This window comes from Citrobacter sp. Cf088 (assembly GCF_030334295.1).
In the GTDB taxonomy this organism is placed as follows: Bacteria; Pseudomonadota; Gammaproteobacteria; order Enterobacterales; family Enterobacteriaceae; genus Citrobacter; species Citrobacter freundii.
This window is the reverse complement of sequence record NZ_JAOWEE010000019.1, coordinates 92254-114524: the sequence shown is the minus strand read 5'-3', so window position 1 is coordinate 114524 and position 22271 is coordinate 92254. Positions and strand designations below refer to the sequence as shown.

At 52.5% G+C, this 22271-nt stretch carries 12 protein-coding genes; 1 reads left to right on the top strand and 11 read right to left on the bottom strand.

The genetic code is table 11. The features are described 5' to 3' along the window. Positions 1-158: 158 nt before the first annotated feature. From OGV71_RS01035 to guaB, 3 genes are all read right to left on the bottom strand, one after another. Positions 159-1349, bottom strand: a complete 1191-nt coding sequence (locus OGV71_RS01035; protein ID WP_286532401.1) for a tyrosine-type recombinase/integrase — start codon at positions 1347-1349, stop codon at positions 159-161. Between the two features lie 307 nt (positions 1350-1656). Next, positions 1657-3234 (bottom strand): glutamine-hydrolyzing GMP synthase, encoded by a 1578-nt coding sequence (guaA, locus tag OGV71_RS01030; protein ID WP_003037760.1) that lies wholly within the window; start codon positions 3232-3234, stop codon positions 1657-1659. Positions 3235-3297: 63 nt separating this feature from the next. After that, a complete protein-coding gene (gene guaB / locus OGV71_RS01025; RefSeq protein WP_003037756.1) occupies positions 3298-4764 on the bottom strand; it encodes an IMP dehydrogenase in 1467 nt (488 codons plus the stop codon). A gap of 160 nt (positions 4765-4924) precedes the next feature. Between guaB and xseA the strand changes: the two genes are divergently transcribed. Further along, positions 4925-6298 (top strand): exodeoxyribonuclease VII large subunit, encoded by a 1374-nt coding sequence (gene xseA / locus OGV71_RS01020; protein WP_286532398.1) that lies wholly within the window; start codon positions 4925-4927, stop codon positions 6296-6298. Between the two features lie 23 nt (positions 6299-6321). On the opposite strand, the gene OGV71_RS01015 is transcribed toward xseA, so the two are convergent. From OGV71_RS01015 to bamB, 8 genes are all read right to left on the bottom strand, one after another. Then, entirely contained in the window at positions 6322-12738 is a 6417-nt protein-coding gene (locus OGV71_RS01015; protein WP_502873627.1) for an adhesion domain-containing protein, read from the bottom strand. Positions 12739-12871: 133 nt separating this feature from the next. Beyond that, on the bottom strand, positions 12872-13828 hold the full coding sequence (locus tag OGV71_RS01010) for a SinI family autotransporter-associated protein (protein ID WP_204583370.1): 957 nt from the start codon (positions 13826-13828) through the stop codon (positions 12872-12874). A gap of 58 nt (positions 13829-13886) precedes the next feature. Then, on the bottom strand, positions 13887-16085 hold the full coding sequence (gene sinH / locus OGV71_RS01005; protein ID WP_204583369.1) for an intimin-like inverse autotransporter SinH: 2199 nt from the start codon (positions 16083-16085) through the stop codon (positions 13887-13889). Between the two features lie 205 nt (positions 16086-16290). Beyond that, the gene (locus tag OGV71_RS01000) at positions 16291-16509 is read right to left on the bottom strand and encodes a zinc ribbon domain-containing protein (RefSeq protein WP_071697602.1); all 219 of its coding nucleotides are present in this window, start codon (positions 16507-16509) and stop codon (positions 16291-16293) included. Between the two features lie 53 nt (positions 16510-16562). Then, entirely contained in the window at positions 16563-17597 is a 1035-nt protein-coding gene (locus OGV71_RS00995) for a Gfo/Idh/MocA family oxidoreductase (RefSeq protein ID WP_204583368.1), read from the bottom strand. A gap of 63 nt (positions 17598-17660) precedes the next feature. Beyond that, complete coding sequence (locus OGV71_RS00990; RefSeq protein WP_003037736.1) at positions 17661-19202, bottom strand: peptide MFS transporter; 1542 nt, start codon at positions 19200-19202, stop codon at positions 17661-17663. A 300-nt stretch (positions 19203-19502) separates the two neighbouring features. After that, entirely contained in the window at positions 19503-20975 is a 1473-nt protein-coding gene (gene der, locus OGV71_RS00985) for a ribosome biogenesis GTPase Der (RefSeq protein WP_003037733.1), read from the bottom strand. Between the two features lie 117 nt (positions 20976-21092). Then, positions 21093-22271 (bottom strand): outer membrane protein assembly factor BamB, encoded by a 1179-nt coding sequence (gene bamB / locus OGV71_RS00980; protein WP_003037730.1) that lies wholly within the window; start codon positions 22269-22271, stop codon positions 21093-21095.

The following is a 22271-nucleotide window of genomic DNA, read 5'->3' as shown; positions in this document are numbered from 1 at the left end:
CTAACTTGTCTCAGATCATAAAGGTGTTTTCCTACGTTCGGATCTATGGCAAGAGTTGTTTAAAGTTGCCTCCTATGTTCAGGAAAAACTGGCTTTGGTGCTAGAACTCAATTCTAGTATAGAAAGAAGCAAGGGCTGATTAACTTTGTGGTTATAAGTCACTTGGCCATCCATTCATCAATCATATTCGCCCAGTCTTGTAGCATCTCTGCCCTCTGCTCCCGATATTCGGCCTTGTTATAAACAGCTCGAACCCCTTTCTGTTCATGCGCAAGGCACTTCTCAATCCAGTCAGTATTGTACCCGGCCTCATGCAACAAGGTACTAGCTGTTCGCCGTAAGTCATGTGGACCAAACTTGGGCAATGACTGCCCTTCTTTCTGTGCCAGGCGATACGTCAGTGTCAAAACCCGGTTTAAAGTAGCGCTACTCATTGGCACATCGGAATCGTACCGCGAAGGAAGGATAAAATCAGAGCTACCGGCAAAGGTTTTGAGTGCAATCAAAATATCCATTGCCTGTCGGGGAAGAAAAACCAAATGTGGATTACGTCGTTTCATCCTCTCCTTTGGTATCGTCCATACGGCTTCACTAAAATTGATCTCGTTCCAGGTCGCGTTAGTAAGCTCACTTTTACGTACCATCGTTAACAGCAAAAGTTTGACCGCTGCTCTAATTGATGGCGTCGTTCCTACCCGTTCCATATACCGATACATCAGACCGATTTCAATTGGCGTCAATGCCCTGTCACGAGGCTCAAATTTAGCTATGCTTGCAGGCCGTACCAGATCAGCTGGATTCTCCACCTTCTGACCGCGCTCAATAGCCCAGCGATAGACTTGCAATACAATCTCTCTGGCGTGTACAGCTGTCGCCGGTGCCCCTCTCTCGACAATGTTATCGGTTAATGCGCGTAAGTCTTCATGTGTAATCTCAATCAGTTTCTGCTGGGCAAATTTTGCCTTCAACTCCCTTTGATATACCGAACGCCGCATATCACGTGTCGATTCAGCCATTTGATAACCGCGTAACCATTTCTCAGCCCACGCACCAAAAGTCTCCGCATCTTTGATACGCGCTTTATCTCTGGCTTTTTCCCTCGCAGGTGATCTTCCACTGGCAACCATTTTTTTAGCTTCATTGAGCCGTTCACGCGCTTCTGCAAGCGTAATCCCTCCAACACCATAGCGGCCAAATGTAACGGTCTCCTGTCTTCCGTTTATTGAATAGTTATAACGAAATGAGATCGCTCCAGCCGGAGTGACCGCAACATACAAACCATCACGGTCATTAACTTTATAGAGTTTCTCCTTCGGCTTAAGGTGACGCAGTCTGGTGTCAGTCAACATGGTTTATTGTTTCCCTTTATCAATTAATACCATGTTGTAAAAACCCCAGAAAAGTCATTTAACTATCTGTTTTTAAGTGAGTTATAAAAAACAAATACCATAACTCAACTGAAATTTATCACATGGTACTTTTTCAAATCTGAATTCAAAACCAGAGAGTACCATCAAAAATTCCATTGAAAAAACCGTGCTTCCCGTTGCTAACAGCTGCCAGAAAATGCCAGACACAAAAACAAAAAAGCCCGCAGTTACGCGGGCTTAGAGGTGTTTTACTGCTTTTACGTGCAGGCAGTTGCCAGACGTTAAATCATTCCCACTCAATGGTAGCCGGTGGCTTACCGCTGATATCATAAACGACGCGGGAAATGCCGTTCACTTCGTTAATGATGCGGTTAGAGACACGGCCTAAGAAATCATACGGCAGGTGTGCCCAGTGCGCGGTCATAAAGTCGATGGTTTCTACTGCACGCAGGGAAACAACCCAGTCGTACTTACGGCCATCGCCCATGACGCCAACGGAACGTACCGGCAGGAACACGGTGAACGCCTGGCTGACTTTGTTGTACAGGTCAGCTTTGTGCAGTTCTTCAATGAAGATAGCATCCGCGCGACGCAGCAGGTCGCAGTACTCTTTCTTAACTTCGCCAAGCACACGTACGCCCAGCCCCGGTCCCGGGAACGGGTGACGGTACAGCATATCGTACGGCAGGCCCAGTTCCAGACCAATCTTACGCACTTCGTCTTTGAACAGCTCACGCAGCGGCTCAACCAGACCCATCTTCATCTCTTTCGGCAAACCGCCCACGTTGTGGTGAGATTTGATGACGTGCGCTTTACCGGTGGCGGAAGCGGCAGATTCGATCACGTCAGGGTAGATGGTGCCCTGTGCCAGCCACTTAACGTCTTCCAGCTTCAGCGCTTCTTCGTCGAACACTTCAACGAATACGCGGCCGATGATCTTACGTTTCGCTTCCGGGTCGTTCTCGCCTTTCAGCGCGTCGAGGAAACGCTGTTCGCCTTCAACATGAACGATGTTCAGGCCAAAATGGTCACCAAACATATCCATTACCTGCTGGGCTTCGTTCAGGCGCAGCAGACCGTTGTCGACGAACACGCAGGTCAGGTTTTTTCCGATTGCACGGTGCAGCAGCATCGCAGTCACAGAGGAGTCAACGCCACCGGACAGACCGAGGATAACTTTGTCATTGCCAACCTGCTCACGAATGCGGGCAACGGCGTCATCGATAATTTTTGCCGGCGTCCACAGCGCTTCACACTGGCAGATATCGCGCACAAAACGCTCCAGCATGCGCATGCCCTGACGGGTGTGGGTAACTTCCGGGTGGAACTGCACGCCGTAGAAGCGTTTTTCTTCGTGCGCCATGATAGCAAACGGGCAGCTGTCGGTGCTGGCAACAGTCACGAAACCTTCCGGAATGGCAGTCACTTTGTCGCCGTGGCTCATCCACACATCCAGCAACGGTTTGCCGTCTGCGGTCAGGGAGTCTTCAATACCGCGGACAAGCGCGCTGTCGGTCTGAACTTCAACCTGCGCATAGCCAAATTCACGTTCGTTAGAACCTTCAACATGACCACCGAGCTGCATTGCCATGGTCTGCATGCCGTAGCACACGCCGAACACCGGCACGCCCGCATTGAAAACGTATTCCGGCGCACGCGGGCTGTTTTCTTCGGTGGTACTTTCCGGGCCACCGGAAAGAATAATACCGCTTGGGTTGAATTCGCGAATTTGTGCTTCCGTAACATCCCATGCCCACAGTTCACAGTAGACGCCCAGTTCACGTACGCGACGTGCAACCAACTGAGTGTACTGCGAGCCGAAATCGAGGATGAGAATGCGATGTTTATGAATATTGTCTGTCATTGACGCTAATTCCGAGGCAAGTGAAACAAATTCGCCCGGCATATAGCCGGGCGCGGAAACTTATCAGGAGCCCATGCGGTAGTTAGGGGACTCTTTGGTGATGGTCACATCGTGAACGTGACTTTCCTGAATACCCGCACCGCTGATGCGTACAAACTCTGCTTTCGTTCGCAGCGCGTCGATAGTACCACAGCCGGTCAGCCCCATACAGGAGCGCAGGCCGCCCATCTGCTGGTGAATGATCTCTTTCAGGCGGCCTTTATAGGCTACGCGGCCTTCGATACCTTCCGGGACCAGTTTGTCAGCGGCGTTATCGCTCTGGAAGTAACGGTCAGAAGACCCTTTGGACATCGCGCCCAGAGAACCCATACCGCGGTAAGATTTGTAAGAACGGCCCTGGTACAGTTCGATTTCGCCCGGGGATTCTTCAGTACCCGCCAGCATGGAACCAACCATCACTGCGGCAGCACCAGCGGCAATCGCTTTAGCGATGTCGCCGGAGAAACGAATACCGCCATCGGCGATAACTGGAATACCGGTGCCTTCCAACGCTTCAACGGCATCAGAAACGGCGGTGATCTGCGGAACACCGACGCCGGTCACGATACGGGTAGTACAGATGGAGCCAGGGCCGATACCCACTTTAACAGCGCTGCAGCCAGCTTCAGCCAACGCGCGAGCACCTGCGCCCGTAGCAACGTTACCGCCGATAATCTGCAGATCAGGATATTTAGCGCGAGTTTCACGAATACGCTGCAGTACGCCTTCAGAGTGGCCGTGAGAGGAGTCAATCAGCAGTACATCAACGCCCGCGGCAACCAGCGCGTCAACACGCTCTTCGTTACCAGCACCTGCGCCTACAGCTGCACCAACGCGCAGACGACCATGCTCGTCTTTACAGGCGTTAGGTTTACGTTCAGCTTTCTGGAAATCTTTTACGGTGATCATACCGAGCAGATGGAAGCTGTCATCAACAACCAGCGCTTTCTCAACGCGTTTTTCGTGCATTTTGGCAAAAACGACATCGCGCGCTTCGCCTTCACGAACGGTCACCAGACGCTCTTTTGGCGTCATATATACGCTAACCGGCTGGTTCAGGTCAGTCACAAAACGCACGTCACGGCCGGTGATGATACCGACCAGTTCGTTATCTTCAGTCACCACCGGGTAGCCTGCAAAGCCGTTACGCTCGGTCAGTTCTTTCACTTCGCGCAGAGTAGTGGTTGGCAGTACGGTCTGTGGGTCAGTTACCACGCCAGATTCGTGTTTCTTCACGCGGCGAACTTCTTCAGCCTGGCGCTCGATGGACATGTTTTTGTGGATAAAACCGATGCCGCCTTCCTGGGCCAGGGCAATTGCCAGGCGCGCTTCCGTCACGGTGTCCATTGCTGCGGAGAGCATAGGAATGTTCAGGCGAATGGTTTTCGTCAACTGGGTGCTGAGGTCAGCAGTATTCGGCAGAACGGTAGAATGAGCGGGAACGAGGAGGACGTCGTCAAACGTCAGGGCTTCTTTTGCGATACGTAGCATGGGCAATATCTCACCTGGGAGGTTATTAAATATTGCCGCGGCATTATACAGAGCGTAACCGATTGCATCCACACTTTTTTGCAAAAAAACCTTGCGCTCCTCTGTGAGCATGTTACTTTCGACTGAATAACCTGCTGATTTAGAATTTGATCCCGCTCACATGTTATCCTCTCAGACCACCTCAATTTTTACCGTAAGCCGCCTGAATCAGACGGTTCGTTTGCTGCTTGAGCAGGAAATGGGGCAAGTGTGGATCAGCGGTGAAATCTCCAATTTCACTCAGCCGTCCTCGGGTCATTGGTACTTCACGCTCAAAGATGACACCGCTCAGGTTCGCTGCGCGATGTTTCGCAACAGCAACCGCCGGGTAACGTTCCGCCCGCAGCACGGGCAACAGGTGCTGGTGCGCGCCAACATTACATTGTATGAACCGCGTGGGGACTACCAGATAATTGTTGAGAGCATGCAGCCTGCGGGTGAAGGTCTGTTGCAACAGAAGTATGAGCAACTGAAGGCCAAACTGCAGGCTGAAGGGCTGTTCGATCAGCAGTTCAAAAAAACGCTGCCCTCACCGGCCCACTGCGTCGGGGTGATCACCTCGAAAACCGGGGCAGCGCTACACGATATTCTCCACGTGCTGAAGCGTCGTGACCCTTCCCTGCCCGTTATTATCTATCCAACCGCTGTCCAGGGCGACGATGCGCCGGGGCAGATTGTGCGCGCTATTGAGCTGGCAAACGCCCGCGGCGAGTGTGACGTATTAATCGTCGGGCGCGGCGGCGGCTCGCTGGAAGATTTGTGGAGCTTTAACGACGAGCGCGTAGCACGGGCGATATTTGCCAGCCGTATTCCGGTGGTGAGTGCCGTCGGCCATGAAACCGATGTGACCATTGCCGATTTTGTCGGCGACCTGCGCGCGCCAACGCCGTCGGCGGCCGCAGAAATTGTCAGCCGCAATCAGCTCGAACTGCTGCGTCAAATTCAGCATGGTCAGCAACGTCTGGAAATGGCGATGGATTACTATCTCGCCAACCGAACTCGCCGATTTACCCAGCTTAATCACCGCTTGCAACAGCAGCATCCGCAGCTGCGTCTGGCCCGCCAGCAGACCGTGCTGGAACGACTGCGTCAGAGAATGAACTTCGCACTTGAGAATAAAATTAAACAGGCCAATCAGCGTCAGCAGCGCATGCTGCAGCGGCTGAACCAGCAGAATCCGCAGCCGCGCATTCATCGCGCGCAGTCACGGGTGCAGCAACTGGAATATCGACTGGCGGAAAATATCCGCGCGCGGCTAAGCGAGCAGCGCGAGCGTTTCGGCAAAGCGGTCACGCATCTGGAAGCCGTCAGCCCGCTGGCAACGTTAGCGCGCGGCTATAGCGTCTCCACCGCACAGAATGGAGAGGTGCTGAAGAAAGTAAAACAGGTGAAAAAGGGTCAACAAATAACGACCCGACTCGAAGACGGCTGGGTGGAGAGTGAAGTGATGGCAGTCACTCCCCAGAAAAAAACGCGCGCACTGAAAACCCGCTAGTACGCGCGTTCTTTTACTCTCTCTTATTGCCGCTTATGCTTATCACGTAAAGTTGAGACACTCTGAGCGTGTGGATTCATCAGGTAAACCAGTGCCTGATTATCGTTTGCCGTTTTCGTTGCATTCACATAGCCGCTGGTAAGATCGATGGTCTGGTAGTTCTGGCCCACTCTGTCGAATACCCACCAGGCAATATTTGAGCGATCGATCGGCCAGCCAAAACGTTCACCTAATTGACCGCCCGGGTAATCACTGTAAAGTCTTTGCATTTCTTTCAGCGTCGGCTGATGATCATCGGAACAGCCAGATTTACTTGCCAACCCTGCGCCACCATGGTTAAACAATGACCAAATTTCATTGCCAATGCTGTAAGAACCAAAGGTGTTATCATGCGACGGCGCTTCATTCATCAACAGTGGTCGCTTAAAGACTACGCCATCGCTGCTGGCCACCGTTTCCGGCATATGCCCCCAGTATTGAGCCTTGTCACTATCGGGGCTGGAAATTACGGTAAAGATCACGTTAAGCGAAGAGGTCAAATTAGGATAATCGTCCATCTTCGCCGAAATCGCCGTTTTCAGCCCCATCGCAGTGTCCTGACGCAGGCTAAACGTCGCCTTACCGCCCGCCCCCGTCACGCCGTGATAGACATCAATATGATCATCCAGTAGCACCGTTGTCGCCACTGGCGTCAGTTCCTGCAGAAAAAGATCGTCCGTCACGCCGCCGTTCCCGGTAGTTTTCGCTTCCCCCCGGCGAGACAGACCTTGACTACGCGAAATCGTAAATGCCGCATTCGCAGACGGATTGCCGCTGCTGTCTTTCATGGTGACGGTGAGCGGGATCTCTTCTCCTTTTTTGACTTTCACCGCATCGCTTACCGTATCGAGGGCAATACTGGAAGTCAGTTCAATCGTCGCAGGTACCGGCGAATGCGGGTCGACCAGGCAAACCTGCGCCCCTGTATTACTCGCAGAACTGCTTGACGATACGTTCCCCACATCCAGCCGCATAGACTGATAGTTCCCGGTATTCGCCGCGCGATCTACCGCAAACCAGAACCATTTTTCATTCACCGGCCAACCATAACGTTCAAACAATGCGCCGCTGGGATTATCTGCATACAATGTTTGTAGATCGCTTAATAAAGGCTGATACGCCTCATCACAGTCGGACTTCCCGGCCGTCAGCGTGGTGGATTGCAACCTCAACGGCCAGCGTTCATTGCCGCTGTTGACGCTGGAAGCGTAACCCGACGTCTCCGCAGCAAGATAAGGGCGATGGAATGTAACGCCAGCGCTGTTAGTCACCGTTTCCGGCATATGGCCCCACATGGCGGCCTTATCGCTGTCCGGGCTGGTGAGAACGGAAAAGATTACGTTTTTACTCACCGTGGCTAAACTGTCTCCCTCCACCGTGGCGGTTACCGTCGTTTTCAGGCCGCTCGAATTGTCCTGCGCTAACGCCAATTGCGCTTTACCATCAGCATCCGTCATTCCATACCATTTCGACGAACCGGAATTGAAACTCGTCGCACTCCCCTCAGGCGTAACGGGCGTCAAGGTCATGTAAGCCTGGTTGTTTGATATCACCGTACTGGCTCGCGTGGTCGATGAAGAACGCCCCAGCACCACCACGGTATTGGCCTGTGGGATGCCGGCAGCATTTTTTACGCTAACCGTTAGCGGTAACGTTTCGCCTTTCTTACCCATGAAGCTTGCGTACGCCTCATTCCATGGCGTGGAAGAGTCAAGCGTAATGACATACTCACGTTTTGCCGTCAGACACAACTGCGTTACGTTGGTCGGGGACGAAGATGTCGTTGTTTTCATGACACCATTACGAAAATTAATGTATTGATATAATGACGTTTGCCCGCTTAGCGTCTTATCACCCGCCCACCACCCATATGAGGCGATCATCGGAAGACCGTAATCAGCGGTTAATGCGCCATCTGGGTGATCGTTATACAGCGACGTTAAATCGGCCGCCGTCGGCATTTGGCTCATCGTGCAGGCCCCGCGTCCGCTATTCACATTTTTCACCGTGTACCACATTTCATTGTTTTGTATGACCGACTCCGTATCCGTGGTTGAATTCAGCTCATTCCTTAGCCTTGGGCGCATAAATTCCGCGCCGTTGCTGGCGGTGAAAGTCTCCGGCATATGCCCCCACATCTGGGCTTTACTGCTGTCTGGACTGGTGAGTACGGTAAACACTGTCGACAGCGACGAGGTTGCCGCAGGGGTTTTATACAAGCTGGCGTTCAACACCGTTTTCAACCCCGGCCCAGTATCTTCACCTACATCAAGAGACAGCGTGCCGTCCGGGCCGGTGACCCCATAATAGGTGCCGTTATAAAGCCAGGTCTGCGGCGCCTGTCCGGTCAGCACCAGCTCCATGGTTGGTATGGTCCAGGAAGTAAGCGCACTGCTGCCACGTATCGAACCTCGGTCTCGCGTCAGGGTAAACGCAACGTTCCCTACCGGGTTACCGGCAGCATCCGTGGTGGTGACCGTTAACGGCACTCTTTCACCCGTTTTCACTTTCACCGCTTGCGCGGTTTCGTCTATTGCCACCGTCGAGGTCAGCGCGATCGTCGTGGCCTGTGCAGCCCCCGTACTCGTACAAATCTGGTACTGCATGGCGCTGGTATCCGTCGCCGACACCGAATGATGACTGCCATCATCCAGATCGACGACATAAAAATCGATGGGCGCTTCAGAAGAAAACTTACTCACATAGCTGCCACTCCAGTAGGAGTAGTCTATCGGCCAGCCCTGTGCCGTCTTGATGCTTCTGTCCGGGTACTGGCGATAAAGCGCGTCCAGAGCGTCGATGGCAGGGTAATACCCGGCCGCGCACATCTCTGCATTGTTCTTGCGGCCATCAGGGCCGTAAAAACGGGACCACGCCTCGTTATCTTCCGTATAGCTCATCACATTGAGGGTATTACTCAGCTCCGCGTACAGCAGCGGCCGGTGGTAGCTCGTACCGTCTGCCGCCGTCAGCGTGTCCGTCATATGTCCCCACAGCGTCGCCTTGTCCGAGTCGGGGCTGGTGACCACCGTAAAGATGGTGTCGAGGCTGGCACTCACACTGGCATTGCCGTACAGCGCCGCCGTTATCGCCACTTTAGTGCCGTGCGTATCCGGGCGGGTCACATTGACGATTTTGCTGCCGTCCACGCCCGTCAGGCCGCCGATTTTCGTCGCCGTGTCGTTAACAGATTCGCCGTCAATGACCACCGGCGACACAATACTGTCACCGCTGCCAGCGGCATGTTTAACATTCTGTCGGGTAAAACCATCACCACGGCTCATGACAAAAGGTGCTTGCGGCACAGGGTTTCCATTGGCGTCTTTCACCGTGACCTTCAGTTGTAGCGTCTCGCCTTTCTTCACTCTTACCGCATGTACGCTATTAACGTTGTTGTCATACCACTGCGACGCATCCACCGGTTCAATGGTGATGGACGCCGCCGCCGGGTTATCGCTGGTCAGGCAACTGACGTAATCCGAAACATCGTCCCCCGCCGTCACCTCACCACCCGACAACGATATCTGCTGCCAGCTGGACTGGCTGGCGTACGTGACGGACCAGTAGTCAAGCCCCACAGGCCATCCGGCAACCGTATGTATCTCTCCGCCATTGTTGGCATTGTACAAAGTGGTAAGCTGGTCGATACGCGGCAGACGATTAAGTGCACATCCCCCGGCTGCGGTATTTCCCAGCGCATCGGCATGTGTGAGGCGAGCCCAGGTTTCATTCGCTTCATCCTGGGTTCGGGTTGCCCCTGACTCTGCCGCCAGTTTCGGGCGTTCAAACGTGAGATTATCCACTGTTACGGCGTCCGCCATATGCCCCCACATATGGGCTTTTGGCGTATCCGGGCTTGTCGGAACGGTAAACTTCACGCTACGCGAGATAGGCGAGTTCAGCAGTGAATCAATCGGTACTACGCTTAGCGGTGTGATTAACCCCACGCCGCGTGGCTGCTCAAGAATAATTTGCGCGTCACCGTTTGCATCCGTCATCCCCTCATACGTCATTGAAGATGTACCCGCGCCATAGGCAACGCTGTCAAACAGCAATTCCCCCTGGCTTGGGTCAGTAAAGCCGGTGGTCATCCCGCTGCGATTTTTGCCGAGCCCCATGGTGACTGAAAACTTCACATTCGCTATCGTTGCTCCGTTCAACGCATTTTGTGAATGGACGTTCATTTTGATTTGCTCGCCAACTTTGGCGACGGGCAGGCGTAACGAGACATCGTCATTGAAGTAGACGCTCAGTTGAGCAACCATTTCATTGGCTGAACAGGTCAGATAATGGGCCACTCCGCCGATACCTTTACTGCCATCGCCCAGATTGAAATACGCCATCTGCATGGCATCATCGGCCATATAAGCATCAGACGCCGTCGGCCAGCCGTGTTCTGTCAGGATTTTATTATCAGGATGTGCACTGTAGAGCGTTTCAAGAGAACCCGTATCAGGTACCTGCCCTGCTCCGCACTGCGCGGTGGCGGAGATCAACGCGTCGAAGGTGGCCCACTCTTCGTTGTTTTCAGTTTGCTGACCGGTTTTATGACTGGTTTCTGACGCCAGCAGCGGGCGCTTATAGAGGTTACCGGACTCCACGATGCCCCGCGCCATATGACCATACATCCTGGCGCTGTCGACGTCCGGGCTGGTTATCACCGTAAAAATCACGTTAAACGGCAATGTGACGCTTGCGCCTTCGTCATCCATCATCACGATACGGATCGGTGTTTCCACCCCCATCCCGCTGTCGTGACTGAATGACAGATGCACCTGCCCGTTCGCGTCCGTTACCCCGGTATAGTGTTCCGGGGACGATGCACGCATATCATCACTACGGACAACGACCCGCAGATTATCCCACTCATCTTTATGCTCCCCTTTACGGTTAGAGGCGGGGTCGACAAACAGTTCAAGATAACGATAAGGCAACGGTTTATTGGTATTCCGGTCAACCACGCTGGCTATCACATCCATCGTCTCGCCGACTTCCGCCTTGTATGGCGCATCGGGAGAAAGCGTGATTTGTGGATACGCTAAAGGCAGCGCTTTATCCACGCAGCTCACCAGTAAAGCCGTACTGTTGCTTTCTCGTATCACCGCCCCGCTCCCCATACTGGTGGCGTAGTGATAAATATCGAGCTGATCTTTCGTGGACGACCAGTAGGTATCAATTGGCCAACCGGGATAGGCCGCCGCGGTGCTGTGGGCGGCCCGCAGCGCCACCAGCTGTTCGGCATCCGGCAAAATGGCACAGTGGTTATCCGCGCTATCCCAGGTAAACTGCGCCCAGCTTTCATTGTTGGCAGCAAAAGTAGCACTAGTGCCACTGGTTTCTGCCGCCAGTTTTGGACGCGTGAAGGTATAGGTGACGCCATCGACGTTTGCCGTAGCGCTTTCTTCCATATGCCCCCACATCGCCGCTTTGTCGCTGTCCGGGCTGGTCAGGGTGGTGAAAATAACATCGACGCTGTCTTTTAGCGCCGTATTGTTTGCCGGCATCACCGTCAGGGTAGTTTTTACGCCAGGGCCGTTTGCCTGGGTGACGGTTACTGTCGCTTTGCCGTCAGCGCCCGTAACACCGTGGTATTCCGTCGCCGTGGTGGTCAGTTCCGTATCACCAACGTGTACCGGTGCATTATTGTTGACGATGTTCTGGCGGTTAAGCGCATCGCTGCGGGTAATAATAAATGCGGTATTGCCCACCACGTTACCGGCGCAATCGCGGGTGGTAACGGTCAGCGTGATACTTTCCCCTGCTTTGACCTTGGCTGCTTTTAACGTGTCGTCCATCGGCACGGCGCTGAGTGACAGTGGCTCGCCCACGGCGGCAGCTACGTCAATCGCCACTTTTTGTTCGGTTAAAGCAACCGTATTGCTGTTCGGTGTTCCCGTCGACGTAATGAGGTAAAGCGCGGGTAGCGCACTGCTATCTTCCAGCTGCGGCCAGACCACGTAATGCCCGCCGGCCATATTCTGCGCACAGAACGTTTTATTGGCGACCGGCTGCGGGTTAAGCGGTTCATCCGGTGTGGCCGCATCTGCCCAGACTAAACTGATAGCGGGCGCCTGTTCGCTTTCCCAGCGCAGCGGGGGTATGGCGAACAGATCGCCCTCGGTATCGAGCGGATTAGCCAGCTGCAGTGCGCTGGCTGAATCGTCAATGCTGAAGTCGCGGGGCATCGCGCTGAAGGCCACAGCGTGCGCTTCACCGGGAGAGAGCACAACGCTGCCCTGATAAACCGGAACGAACGCGCTGTCCGCCGTCGGCGGGGTGCCGTTTATCGCATCCGTAGCTGTGCGCAGCTCCTGCCATGCCCCACTTTTTAGTGCAGAAAGTACCGGCACTGCACCCATTAACAGAGCTAACGCCAGTAAAGAGCGATTAACTTTATTCACCTGCCAGATCCCCCATCCTTGAGCAGTCACTACCCATTTATTCTGTGTTCGCGTTTCAACACACTTTGCTTAACCCCGAGCTAAACAAAGGGCGCGGAAAAACCGCTCCCCAAGGAAGCGGTCTTGCACGGTTTTATTTACGTTGGTAGTCGATAGACAAGCCATATCCCTGGACGCCATCGTTGCCGAGGGTAACGCCATCGGCATTATCGAAGGCAGCCTTCGCTTCGGCGTTGGTAAGCGGAATAACCAGATCGCTGTTGTTGTAGGTAGCGTTGACAATCCCGCCAGCAGCGCCCAGCTGCAGGCTGGTACCGGTGAATTTCCAGCGGTAGTTATACTTGCTGGTAACATCCTCGCCGGCATCATAAGTACCGTTGGCGTTCGTATCTTTCCACAGCAACACTTTATAGGTGGTGTTGGTTTTAAGTTTGGTGCTCGTGCCCAACAGATTGGTTGTTGTACCCGCTTCGTAAATGACAACGTGGACATTTTCATCGACCACCGGACCTTCCGGAATGTCATCGTCGTCAGAACCACCGCCTGCATTGGTCGACAGATCGTTTAGCAGCAATTCTGTGGCAACATTCGGATCGCCGGTAGTTGTGGTAGGCGTGATTTTAATACCGATGTAGCGATCGGCATCCGCAGCCTGAATTTCATAGGTGTCGCTGCCTTTTGTACCTATCTCTTGTGCATCGCCGCCATTCTGATCGCTATAGCTCATCCACTGCACAGTCGCTTTGGTCGCCGTGTTATCCGCATCCAGGTCACCTTCCGTATCGCCGATAGCCCAGTCGACCGTCACTTTGTCGCCCGCGTGAAACTGCCGGTCACCTTCAGTTGCCACGGTTCGACTACCACGGTCAATCGTCACCGTGACATGTGCTTTATCCGTTTCCGCCGTTTTATCTGCAGCCCGTGTAATCCACGGGATAGTCCCTTGAATAGTACCGGTACTTTCTGTCGCGCTTTGCCACTGACCGGCTTTCAGATTCCCATTAGCCGCGACTGCAGGCACAGCACAATACCCTGCCACAGCCAACGCCAGTGCGACCTTCGTCAGCTGCCGTTTTAATACTAATTGCATCAAGACTCTCCTTTTTCTTCAACATTCAGCGACTGGCTGGTCAGCCACTACGCTGACACTATTTCTGGCTATACACCACGCGTATGCCATAGCCCTGAATACCATCCTGCTCATGAGCAGCGAATTTTTGCGCAGCCTCTCTATTTGTTGCTGGCAACACCAGATCTTCATTGCGGGTATTGGCTTGTGCTCCGGTATTTCCCGTCACGCTTTGCCCGGTAAATTCCCATTGATAGTCATAAAGCGCCATTTCATCTTCTGTCAGTTGTTCTGACATCTGGAAAACGCCGTCTTTATTGGCATCTCGCCACAGTACAAATCGATAGGTATTATTGACGACAGGATGCCTATCTTGTTTGCCGCTCAAATTAACGGGAGAAGATGTGTTCATTTGATAAATGAGCGCATTCAACGCATCAAGCGCATCACCGGTAAACGTCACGTCAACATAGTTACTGTCGCCGTAGGCGTCTTCCTTCGCTTTCCAGCGAAACGTACCAGGAAGCGTACTGGAGAGCGTGACGGTTCCCGCCTTTTTGTCACGGCTGGCAATGAAGACGCAGGGCAATTCGGCGGTACAAGTGGTGGAGGAAAGCGACACCTTTTTGTCATTGCTGTCATAGAGTTCAGGCGTCATAGCCTCATCCACCAGCGCTTTACCGTTACGATCGGTCGTATCCCCAAATGAATCGGTCAGCACCAGGTCCATCACAACACCATCGACGCCATCCGCCAAAGCGCTGGCCTCATGGCTATGATCGGTACGATCGGCGTCGGCGACGTTATCGACAATCAATTCGATTTTACGATCCTGCTGGACGGTAATTTCCACAGCACCCGAGTTTTGCTTATTCCCCTTTTCATCTTCCAGGGTCATGCGCACTTTCCAGGTATTTAACTCTGTACGCTGTGCTTCTGTATCCGCATTGACCCACGCAGGGAGGACCAGATTCCAGCGATTATTATTCCCTTCAGTGAGGGCATCAGCTTTTACCACTGGCATAACTAATGTGCGATTGGCATTATTTTTTGCCTGCCAGGAGGCGGAGATGATTTTGTAGTGATGAGAGAAAAGCGCATTGATCGTCCACTTACATTTCTCCAGTCCCACCGCAGACTCAGGCGTGTCTTCAATTACGCATTCAGGATGGACATTGGTCGCATCGGCTTTGAGCCATAACGCAACATCAAGGGGATCCTTTTCACGGTATTCAAGAACGATAAAATTATTACGCTCGACAAAATCGGTTCGACTGCCCATTAAAGAGCGCTGAATTTTTACGTTTTCCGGATCAAGTTGAGCCGCCAGGGGCGTACCTAACTGATAAGTGACGGTTGCGTTGATGCTAAGGTCGGCGTTTTCTCCAGTGCCGGCTTTGTAATCTGCACCCAACGTGACCATTGGCACAGGCATGTAATTGAGACCAACAGTTACCGCATGGGGATTTTTTTGTAAATTGTCGGTGCCAAATAACGCCACTTCATCGCCATAGTACTGCTCGTAGACTAATTTCCCACCGATCTGTGGATAAAATGACAGCCAGCTTTCCGCCCGAATATCCCATCCCCGGGCGGGGCGCTCTTCATAAAACTCGAAATCCTCAGACTCTTTCCAGTCAGAAAGTGGATGGTAATAGTTGCCAGAGAGCTTCAGATAATCTGTCCATGCCTCAGTGCCCAAACCTAAGCGACGGTGCCCACGGGTAAAATCGTAGTCATAAAAAGCGTTGCCGCCGAGTAACCAATCCCCCACATTTTGACGCAAGCCAAAACCGATATTTCCAATGGTCCTGTCCTCTTTACGCTGCGCGGAGATTTGGCTAAAAATCAATGAATATTGGTTGTCGTATAAGGGAACAAAATAGTCGAGAGAGCTACCATCAAGATCGCCCCCTTCGCCAACAGATAAACTGGTCCGTACTTTTCCGTACGGTGACATTAACCCTTCTATATACGATTGCGTGGAGGAGGTAATTTGATTTTGCAAATAGCTTTGCGCCTGCGATTTCAACGCGTCAGGCGTCAGGTTTTCAAAGCCTTGTGTCGCAGAGTTAATAAAATAGTCGGCACCTTTCTCTTTAATGGATTGTTCTTCGTTATTATGCTGTTCTTTTTGTACCGACTCACTGCCGAGATCGGGCAACGTAGACTCGCTTATGTTATTGGTTGCTGCAGGCGCAACAATATTGTCCCCGGCAATAACTGCGCCAGAAACGAATAGCACAAGCAAGATAACAAAGCGCGCCCTTCGGGCCATAACATGTTCCTGTATTAACAAAGTTGCTGTACAACAGGAACATTATATTTATGATTCACCCTAATGAATGCCTTTATAACCTAAATATAATCCTAAAAAATCAGCTAGATTATCAAAGTAAGATGAAATATTTGTAATAATAATGATTAAAGCTGATTAGCATTCATAATAAATATTAATCAGCAAAAGTTATTCATAATGTAATTTATATTATGACATTATATTCAACGCGTTTCTTCGAAATAAGGCCATGGCCGTTCTGACAGAAATAATCCACCGCTCCGCAGGCTTTTAATACTTGCAGTGGCAGATGGCATTCCGGACAACGCGCTTCCAGTTGAATATCTTTGTGACAATTTTCGCAGTGCGCCACACCATTTTGCGGCTCCAGCTCTGCATGACAATCCGGGCAGGTAATCGACATATCGTGTCCTTATACAGAAAATGTATTGCTGATTTTATTTTAACACCATGCGCTTAATGTGGCCCACGTAACTGCTGCTGCAATGTTAACAGGCACTCCACTTCTTCCAGCCTGCGCTGTGTCGTTTGTCTCACCTCCTGCGGACAACGTTCAAACAAACTTTGCGCTCCCAGAATTTGCTCAGCGAGACAATGGGCGTAAATCGTACCGGTAATGCTCCACCGTTGTACCGCCTCGCCGTCAATCACTTCCAGTACATCTTCTGTACCGCATCGGTCATGGCTGATAATACGTCCGTCACGCAGATAAAGCCGCAGACCTTTTTGCCCACCAGTTGGCCCCGCATATTTGTTGAGCCAGATATCCAGTGGAATGCCGCTAATCTGCCCCTGAAGATGCGCCTCGCCTTCTGCCGTGGTCAGATCACTCTGGGGGATATCACGTCCCAGACGGTCTTTAGCACTCACTAACCGCAGCACCATCTCATTATTCCCTCCCAGATACCGTACCGTTTCCCGCAACATTGCTAACACGTGCGTACCGATATCCAGAATCACGCCATCCGGGTGGCGAAGTTTACGCGTGTCCGGTTCACCGGTGGCAAAGTTAAGTGCTATTGGCTCCCCTGCGGCGTTAACTCCACTTGGCTCCTGCAAAAAACCTTCGATTTTCACAATCTCGGCAAAAGTGCTGACCAACCCTCGTTTCACCGTTTCGATGCGCGCCATCCAGTGGTCGAGTGCCAGTACACGATCGGCAGCGCCTGGTTGAGCCAGCAGCATTTTCAGTTTTTCAATTTGGGAGAGCGTGGCGACAATAGGTTTTTCAACCACGATACGTGCGATGGGAGAGGCCAGGGCTTGTTCAAGCACCTCAAGGTGATGCAAGGATGCGGTCGTGATGAACAGGGTATCAAGAGGCTGAGTAAGCAGCTCTTCGAGCGACGTACAACGCGTCACGCCTGCTGGCTGTTTTGTGGGTTGAACATCAAACCCCACACAGCGTAATGAATCACCGAAGAGGCTACGTAATGCGGGCAAGTATGCCGTTTCAACGACTGCGCCCAGCCCAACAAACCCTAACAGCATGTTCTCACCTCAAAAGTTGAATTACCGGGGCATAACGTCTGCCCCGGCATCATCGAGGTGCTATCAGGCGCTAGTTGCCGGTTTAGTCTGTGTATTCTCCAGCATGCGACGAATCGGAACAATGAGAACGATCAGTACCGCGGCGCAGATAAGCAGCGCAATCGAGCAGCGCGCGAAGAGATCTGGCAGCATATCAAGCTGGTCGGCCTTCACATGACCACCAATCAGACCCGCGGCCAGGTTACCCAGCGCACTGGCGCAGAACCACAGACCCATCATCTGTCCACGCATTCTTTCCGGTGCCAACAGCGTCATAGTCGCCAGACCAATTGGGCTCAGACACAGCTCGCCGAGCGTAAGCATCAGGATACTGCCTACCAGCCAGAATGGGGAAACACCCGCGCCGCCATTTGCCAGCACGTCTTGCGCCGCCAGCATCATCACGCCAAAACCCGCCGCTGCGCAGAGAATGCCGATGACAAACTTGGTGATACTGCTTGGGCGAATATTCATGCTCGCCAGTTTTGGCCACGCCCAGCTGAATACCGGGGCCAGCAGAATGATGAACAAAGCGTTAATCGACTGGAACCATACTGCCGGGATTTCAAAATCGCCGATCATACGGTTAGTGTAGTCGTTGGCGAACAGGTTGAACGAGGTAGGTTTCTGCTCAAAGGCTGACCAGAAGAACGCAGCGGACACCAGCAGGATAAAGCAAACCAGCAGCCTGGCGCGTTCTTTACGGTTCAGCCCCGCAAAGACGAACAGATAGATAAAGTAAAGCGCAACTGACGCGGCAATTACGTACACCAGCATGCTGGCAACCGCGACCGGGTTAATCACAATCACTCCCTGCGCAATCAGGGTAACAACAATTGCTACACCAACTGCCAGCGCCAGCAGCCACGCGCCCACACCATTACGTTTCACAACCGGGCTGTTCCAGGTCGAGTCCAGGCCCACTTCGCTATCGTAGCGTTTCATCGCCGGAACGGCAAAGATACGGAAGATGAGCAACGCCACCAACATTCCGATACCACCGATACCGAAACCCCAGTGCCAGCCGTGAGTTTTAATCAGCCAGCCGGAGATCAATGGCGCGATGAAGGAACCCAGGTTGATCCCCATGTAGAACAGCGAGAAACCGCCGTCACGGCGCGCATCGCCTTTTTTATACAGCGTACCCACCATCACCGAGATACAGGTTTTGAACAGGCCAGAACCGAGCACAATGAACATCAGGCCGATAAAAAACAGGTTGTCACCCATGATGGCCGAGAGTGCAATCGACAGGTGACCAAGTGCTATCAGGATGGAGCCATACCATACCGCTTTTTGTTGACCAAGCCAGTTATCCGCCAGCCAGCCACCTGGCAGCGCAGCAAGATACATGGTACCGGCAAAGATACCGACAATCGCCGAGGCATTTTCACGCGCCAGTCCCATGCCACCGTCATAAACGGTAGCCGCCATAAACAGGATCAGTAACGGACGAATGCCATAAAACGAAAAACGCTCCCACATCTCAGTAAAGAACAATGAGCCGAGCGGATAAGGATGACCGAAGAAAGTTCGGCTTTCTTTTTGATTAACAGAGGATTGCATAATTCTCCCGAAAGTTATGTCGTCGTGCGTGTAAACACCGCGATGTACGCCGACCAGTTACGTAGCTGGTCGATTTTTTACATGCGGCGAAGATTTATTTAACCATTTGATAACCTGGCAGTAGTTTTGTCTAGTACCAACTGGGGGACTTTAAGATGAAAACTCGACAATTGTCTACTTTCTTAGATTTATACTTGGTAAAAAACGAATAGTGATTGACATTGCACGGGCTGAGGTTGGCGTTGGAATAACGAAAAAAAACCCGCGACAAGCGCGGGTTTTCATCTGCATCAGCAACGATTACTTGCTTTTTTTAATGTGTTTAATCAAACGCTTACGTTTACGCATCTGAGTCGGAGTCAGCGTATTGCGTTTGTTGGCAAACGGGTTTTCCCCTTCTTTGAACTGAATACGGATCGGCGTCCCCATTACGTCCAGAGATTTGCGGAAATAGTTCATCAGATAACGCTTGTAGGAATCCGGCAGGTCTTTGACCTGGTTGCCGTGAATCACCACGATTGGCGGGTTATAACCGCCCGCGTGGGCGTATTTCAGCTTCACACGACGACCACGCACCAGTGGCGGCTGATGATCTTCTACTGCCATGGTCATAATGCGCGTCAGCATCGCGGTGCTCACGCGACGGGTGGAGCTGTCATACGCTTCACGGACCGATTCAAACAGATTACCCACACCGCTGCCGTGCAGCGCAGAGATAAAGTGTACGCGTGCAAAATCAATAAAGCCCAGACGGAAGTCCAGCGTCTCTTTGACCTGCTCTTTTACTTCCTGCGTCAGACCATCCCACTTGTTCACAACGATAACAAGTGAGCGCCCACTGTTGAGGATAAAGCCCAGCAGCGACAGGTCCTGATCGGAAATCCCTTCGCGTGCGTCAATCACCAACATCACCACGTTGGCATCTTCAATCGCCTGCAGCGTTTTGATAACTGAGAATTTTTCTACCGCTTCGGTAATTTTGCCGCGCTTACGCACGCCCGCGGTATCGATAAGCACATATTCGCGCTCATCGCGCTGCATCGGAATATAAATACTGTCACGCGTGGTCCCCGGCATGTCGTAAACCACCACACGATCTTCGCCAAGAATACGGTTAGTAAGTGTGGACTTACCTACGTTCGGGCGACCCACGATCGCCAGTTTGATCGGCAAATCCTGCGGATTGAAATCATCTTCAGGCTCTTCTTCGCCATTTTCTTTGGCTTCCAGCTGCGCCCAGTATTCCGCGTCTTCGTCCACTTCTTCCTGCGGAGCAACGTCATCCATCCACGGCAGCAGAACATGCTCCAGCAGGCTGAGAACGCCACGGCCATGGGACGCCGCGATCGGATAAATTTCACCCAGACCCAGAGAGTAGAAATCAACAACCGCCTGGTCAGGATCGAGTCCGTCAGTTTTGTTGGCTACCAGGAACGTCGGTTTCTGGCGCGAGCGCAGATGTTTCGCAATAGCTGCATCCGCTGGCATCAGGCCAGCACGCGCGTCCACCATGAACAGTACAACGTCCGCTTCTTCGATAGCCAACAGCGACTGTTCCGCCATACGGGTTTCAACACCGTCTTCGGTGCCATCAATACCGCCGGTATCAATACAGATAAACTCGCGGCCTTCAATTTCCGCACGACCGTACTTACGGTCACGAGTCAGACCCGGGAAATCCGCAACCAGCGCATCTCGGGTGCGAGTTAGACGGTTAAATAACGTGGATTTGCCAACGTTAGGGCGCCCGACAAGCGCGACCACAGGTACCATGTTTAAAGCCTCATTTAAAAAATCATCAGACAACGGGCACATTTTTGCTCCGTTGTTAAAAACAGTAAAACGGCCCCTGCACCAGGAGCCGTTTTTCAAAGCGAGCGGCCGCGACGATTAACGCGTAATAGAGTACAGCGTACCGTCTTTCGCCTGGATCAGCAGTTTACCATCAGCAGAGACCGGCTCGGTCAGGAAACCTGAGCTGTCAACTTTCTGCTGGGCAACAAAACGGCCATCGTCAACGTTAATCCAGTGCAGGTAGCCTTCGCTATCACCGACGACCAGATTGCCGTTATACAATACCGGGGATGTCAGCAGACGGTGCAGCAGATCGCTTTGCGTCCACAGCGTCACGCCGCCATCGGTGGTCAGTGCCAGCACGCGGTCATTCTGGTCAACCAGGTAGATACGGTTACCGTCGACGATGAAATCATTCACCGAGCCCAGTTCGCGTTTCCACATGATCTGACCACTGCGCAGATCCAACGCCGTCAGGTTACCATTATAAGCCAGCGCGTAAACAACGCCATTGACGATAACCGGCGTGGTATCAACGTCGCTCAGACGATCGATTTCCGTTGGGCCTGTCGCCTGAGAGATACGCTGCTGCCAAATCATCTGGCCCTGTTGCATCAGCACGGCGCTTACGCGACCGTTATCACCGCCAACAATAGCTGCGCCAAAGGCGGTTGCCGGAGCGGATTCGCCACGCAGAGACAGAGAAGGCATGTCGAGGTTAACGGTCCATTTGATGGCGCCGTCGGCTTCGTTTAAGGCCTGCAACTGACCGTTGCTGGTGTGGATCAATACCACGCCATCGCTCACAACAGGACGAGACAGCGCTTCACCAGCGACTTTCGTCTGCCATGCGGTAGTACCGTCACTGGTGTTCAGCGCATAAACCTGTGCTTTTTCACTGCCGATATAAACATGACCGCCGGACACGGTGACACCGCCAGAAAGCTGTGCAGATGCACGGGAGAACCAGCCGTCTTTCTCTCCCAGATTCACAGACCAGACTTCTTTGCCGTCGCCTGCGTTCAACGCTTTCACTACACCGGCGCGAGAGGCAGCATAGACAACGTTATCCGCCAGCGCAGGATGAAGATTGGAATAGAAATCACCAATACCGTTTCCTACAGAGGTGCTCCATTCCGTAGACGGAGTAAACTGGTTTTCAACCACCGGTAATGGGGACATCTTAACGACATCTTCTTCGCCACTAAACAGTGAACAGCCGCTCAATAGGGTAACGGAAAGCAGCCCTGGCAGAAGTAATTTACGCAATTGCAT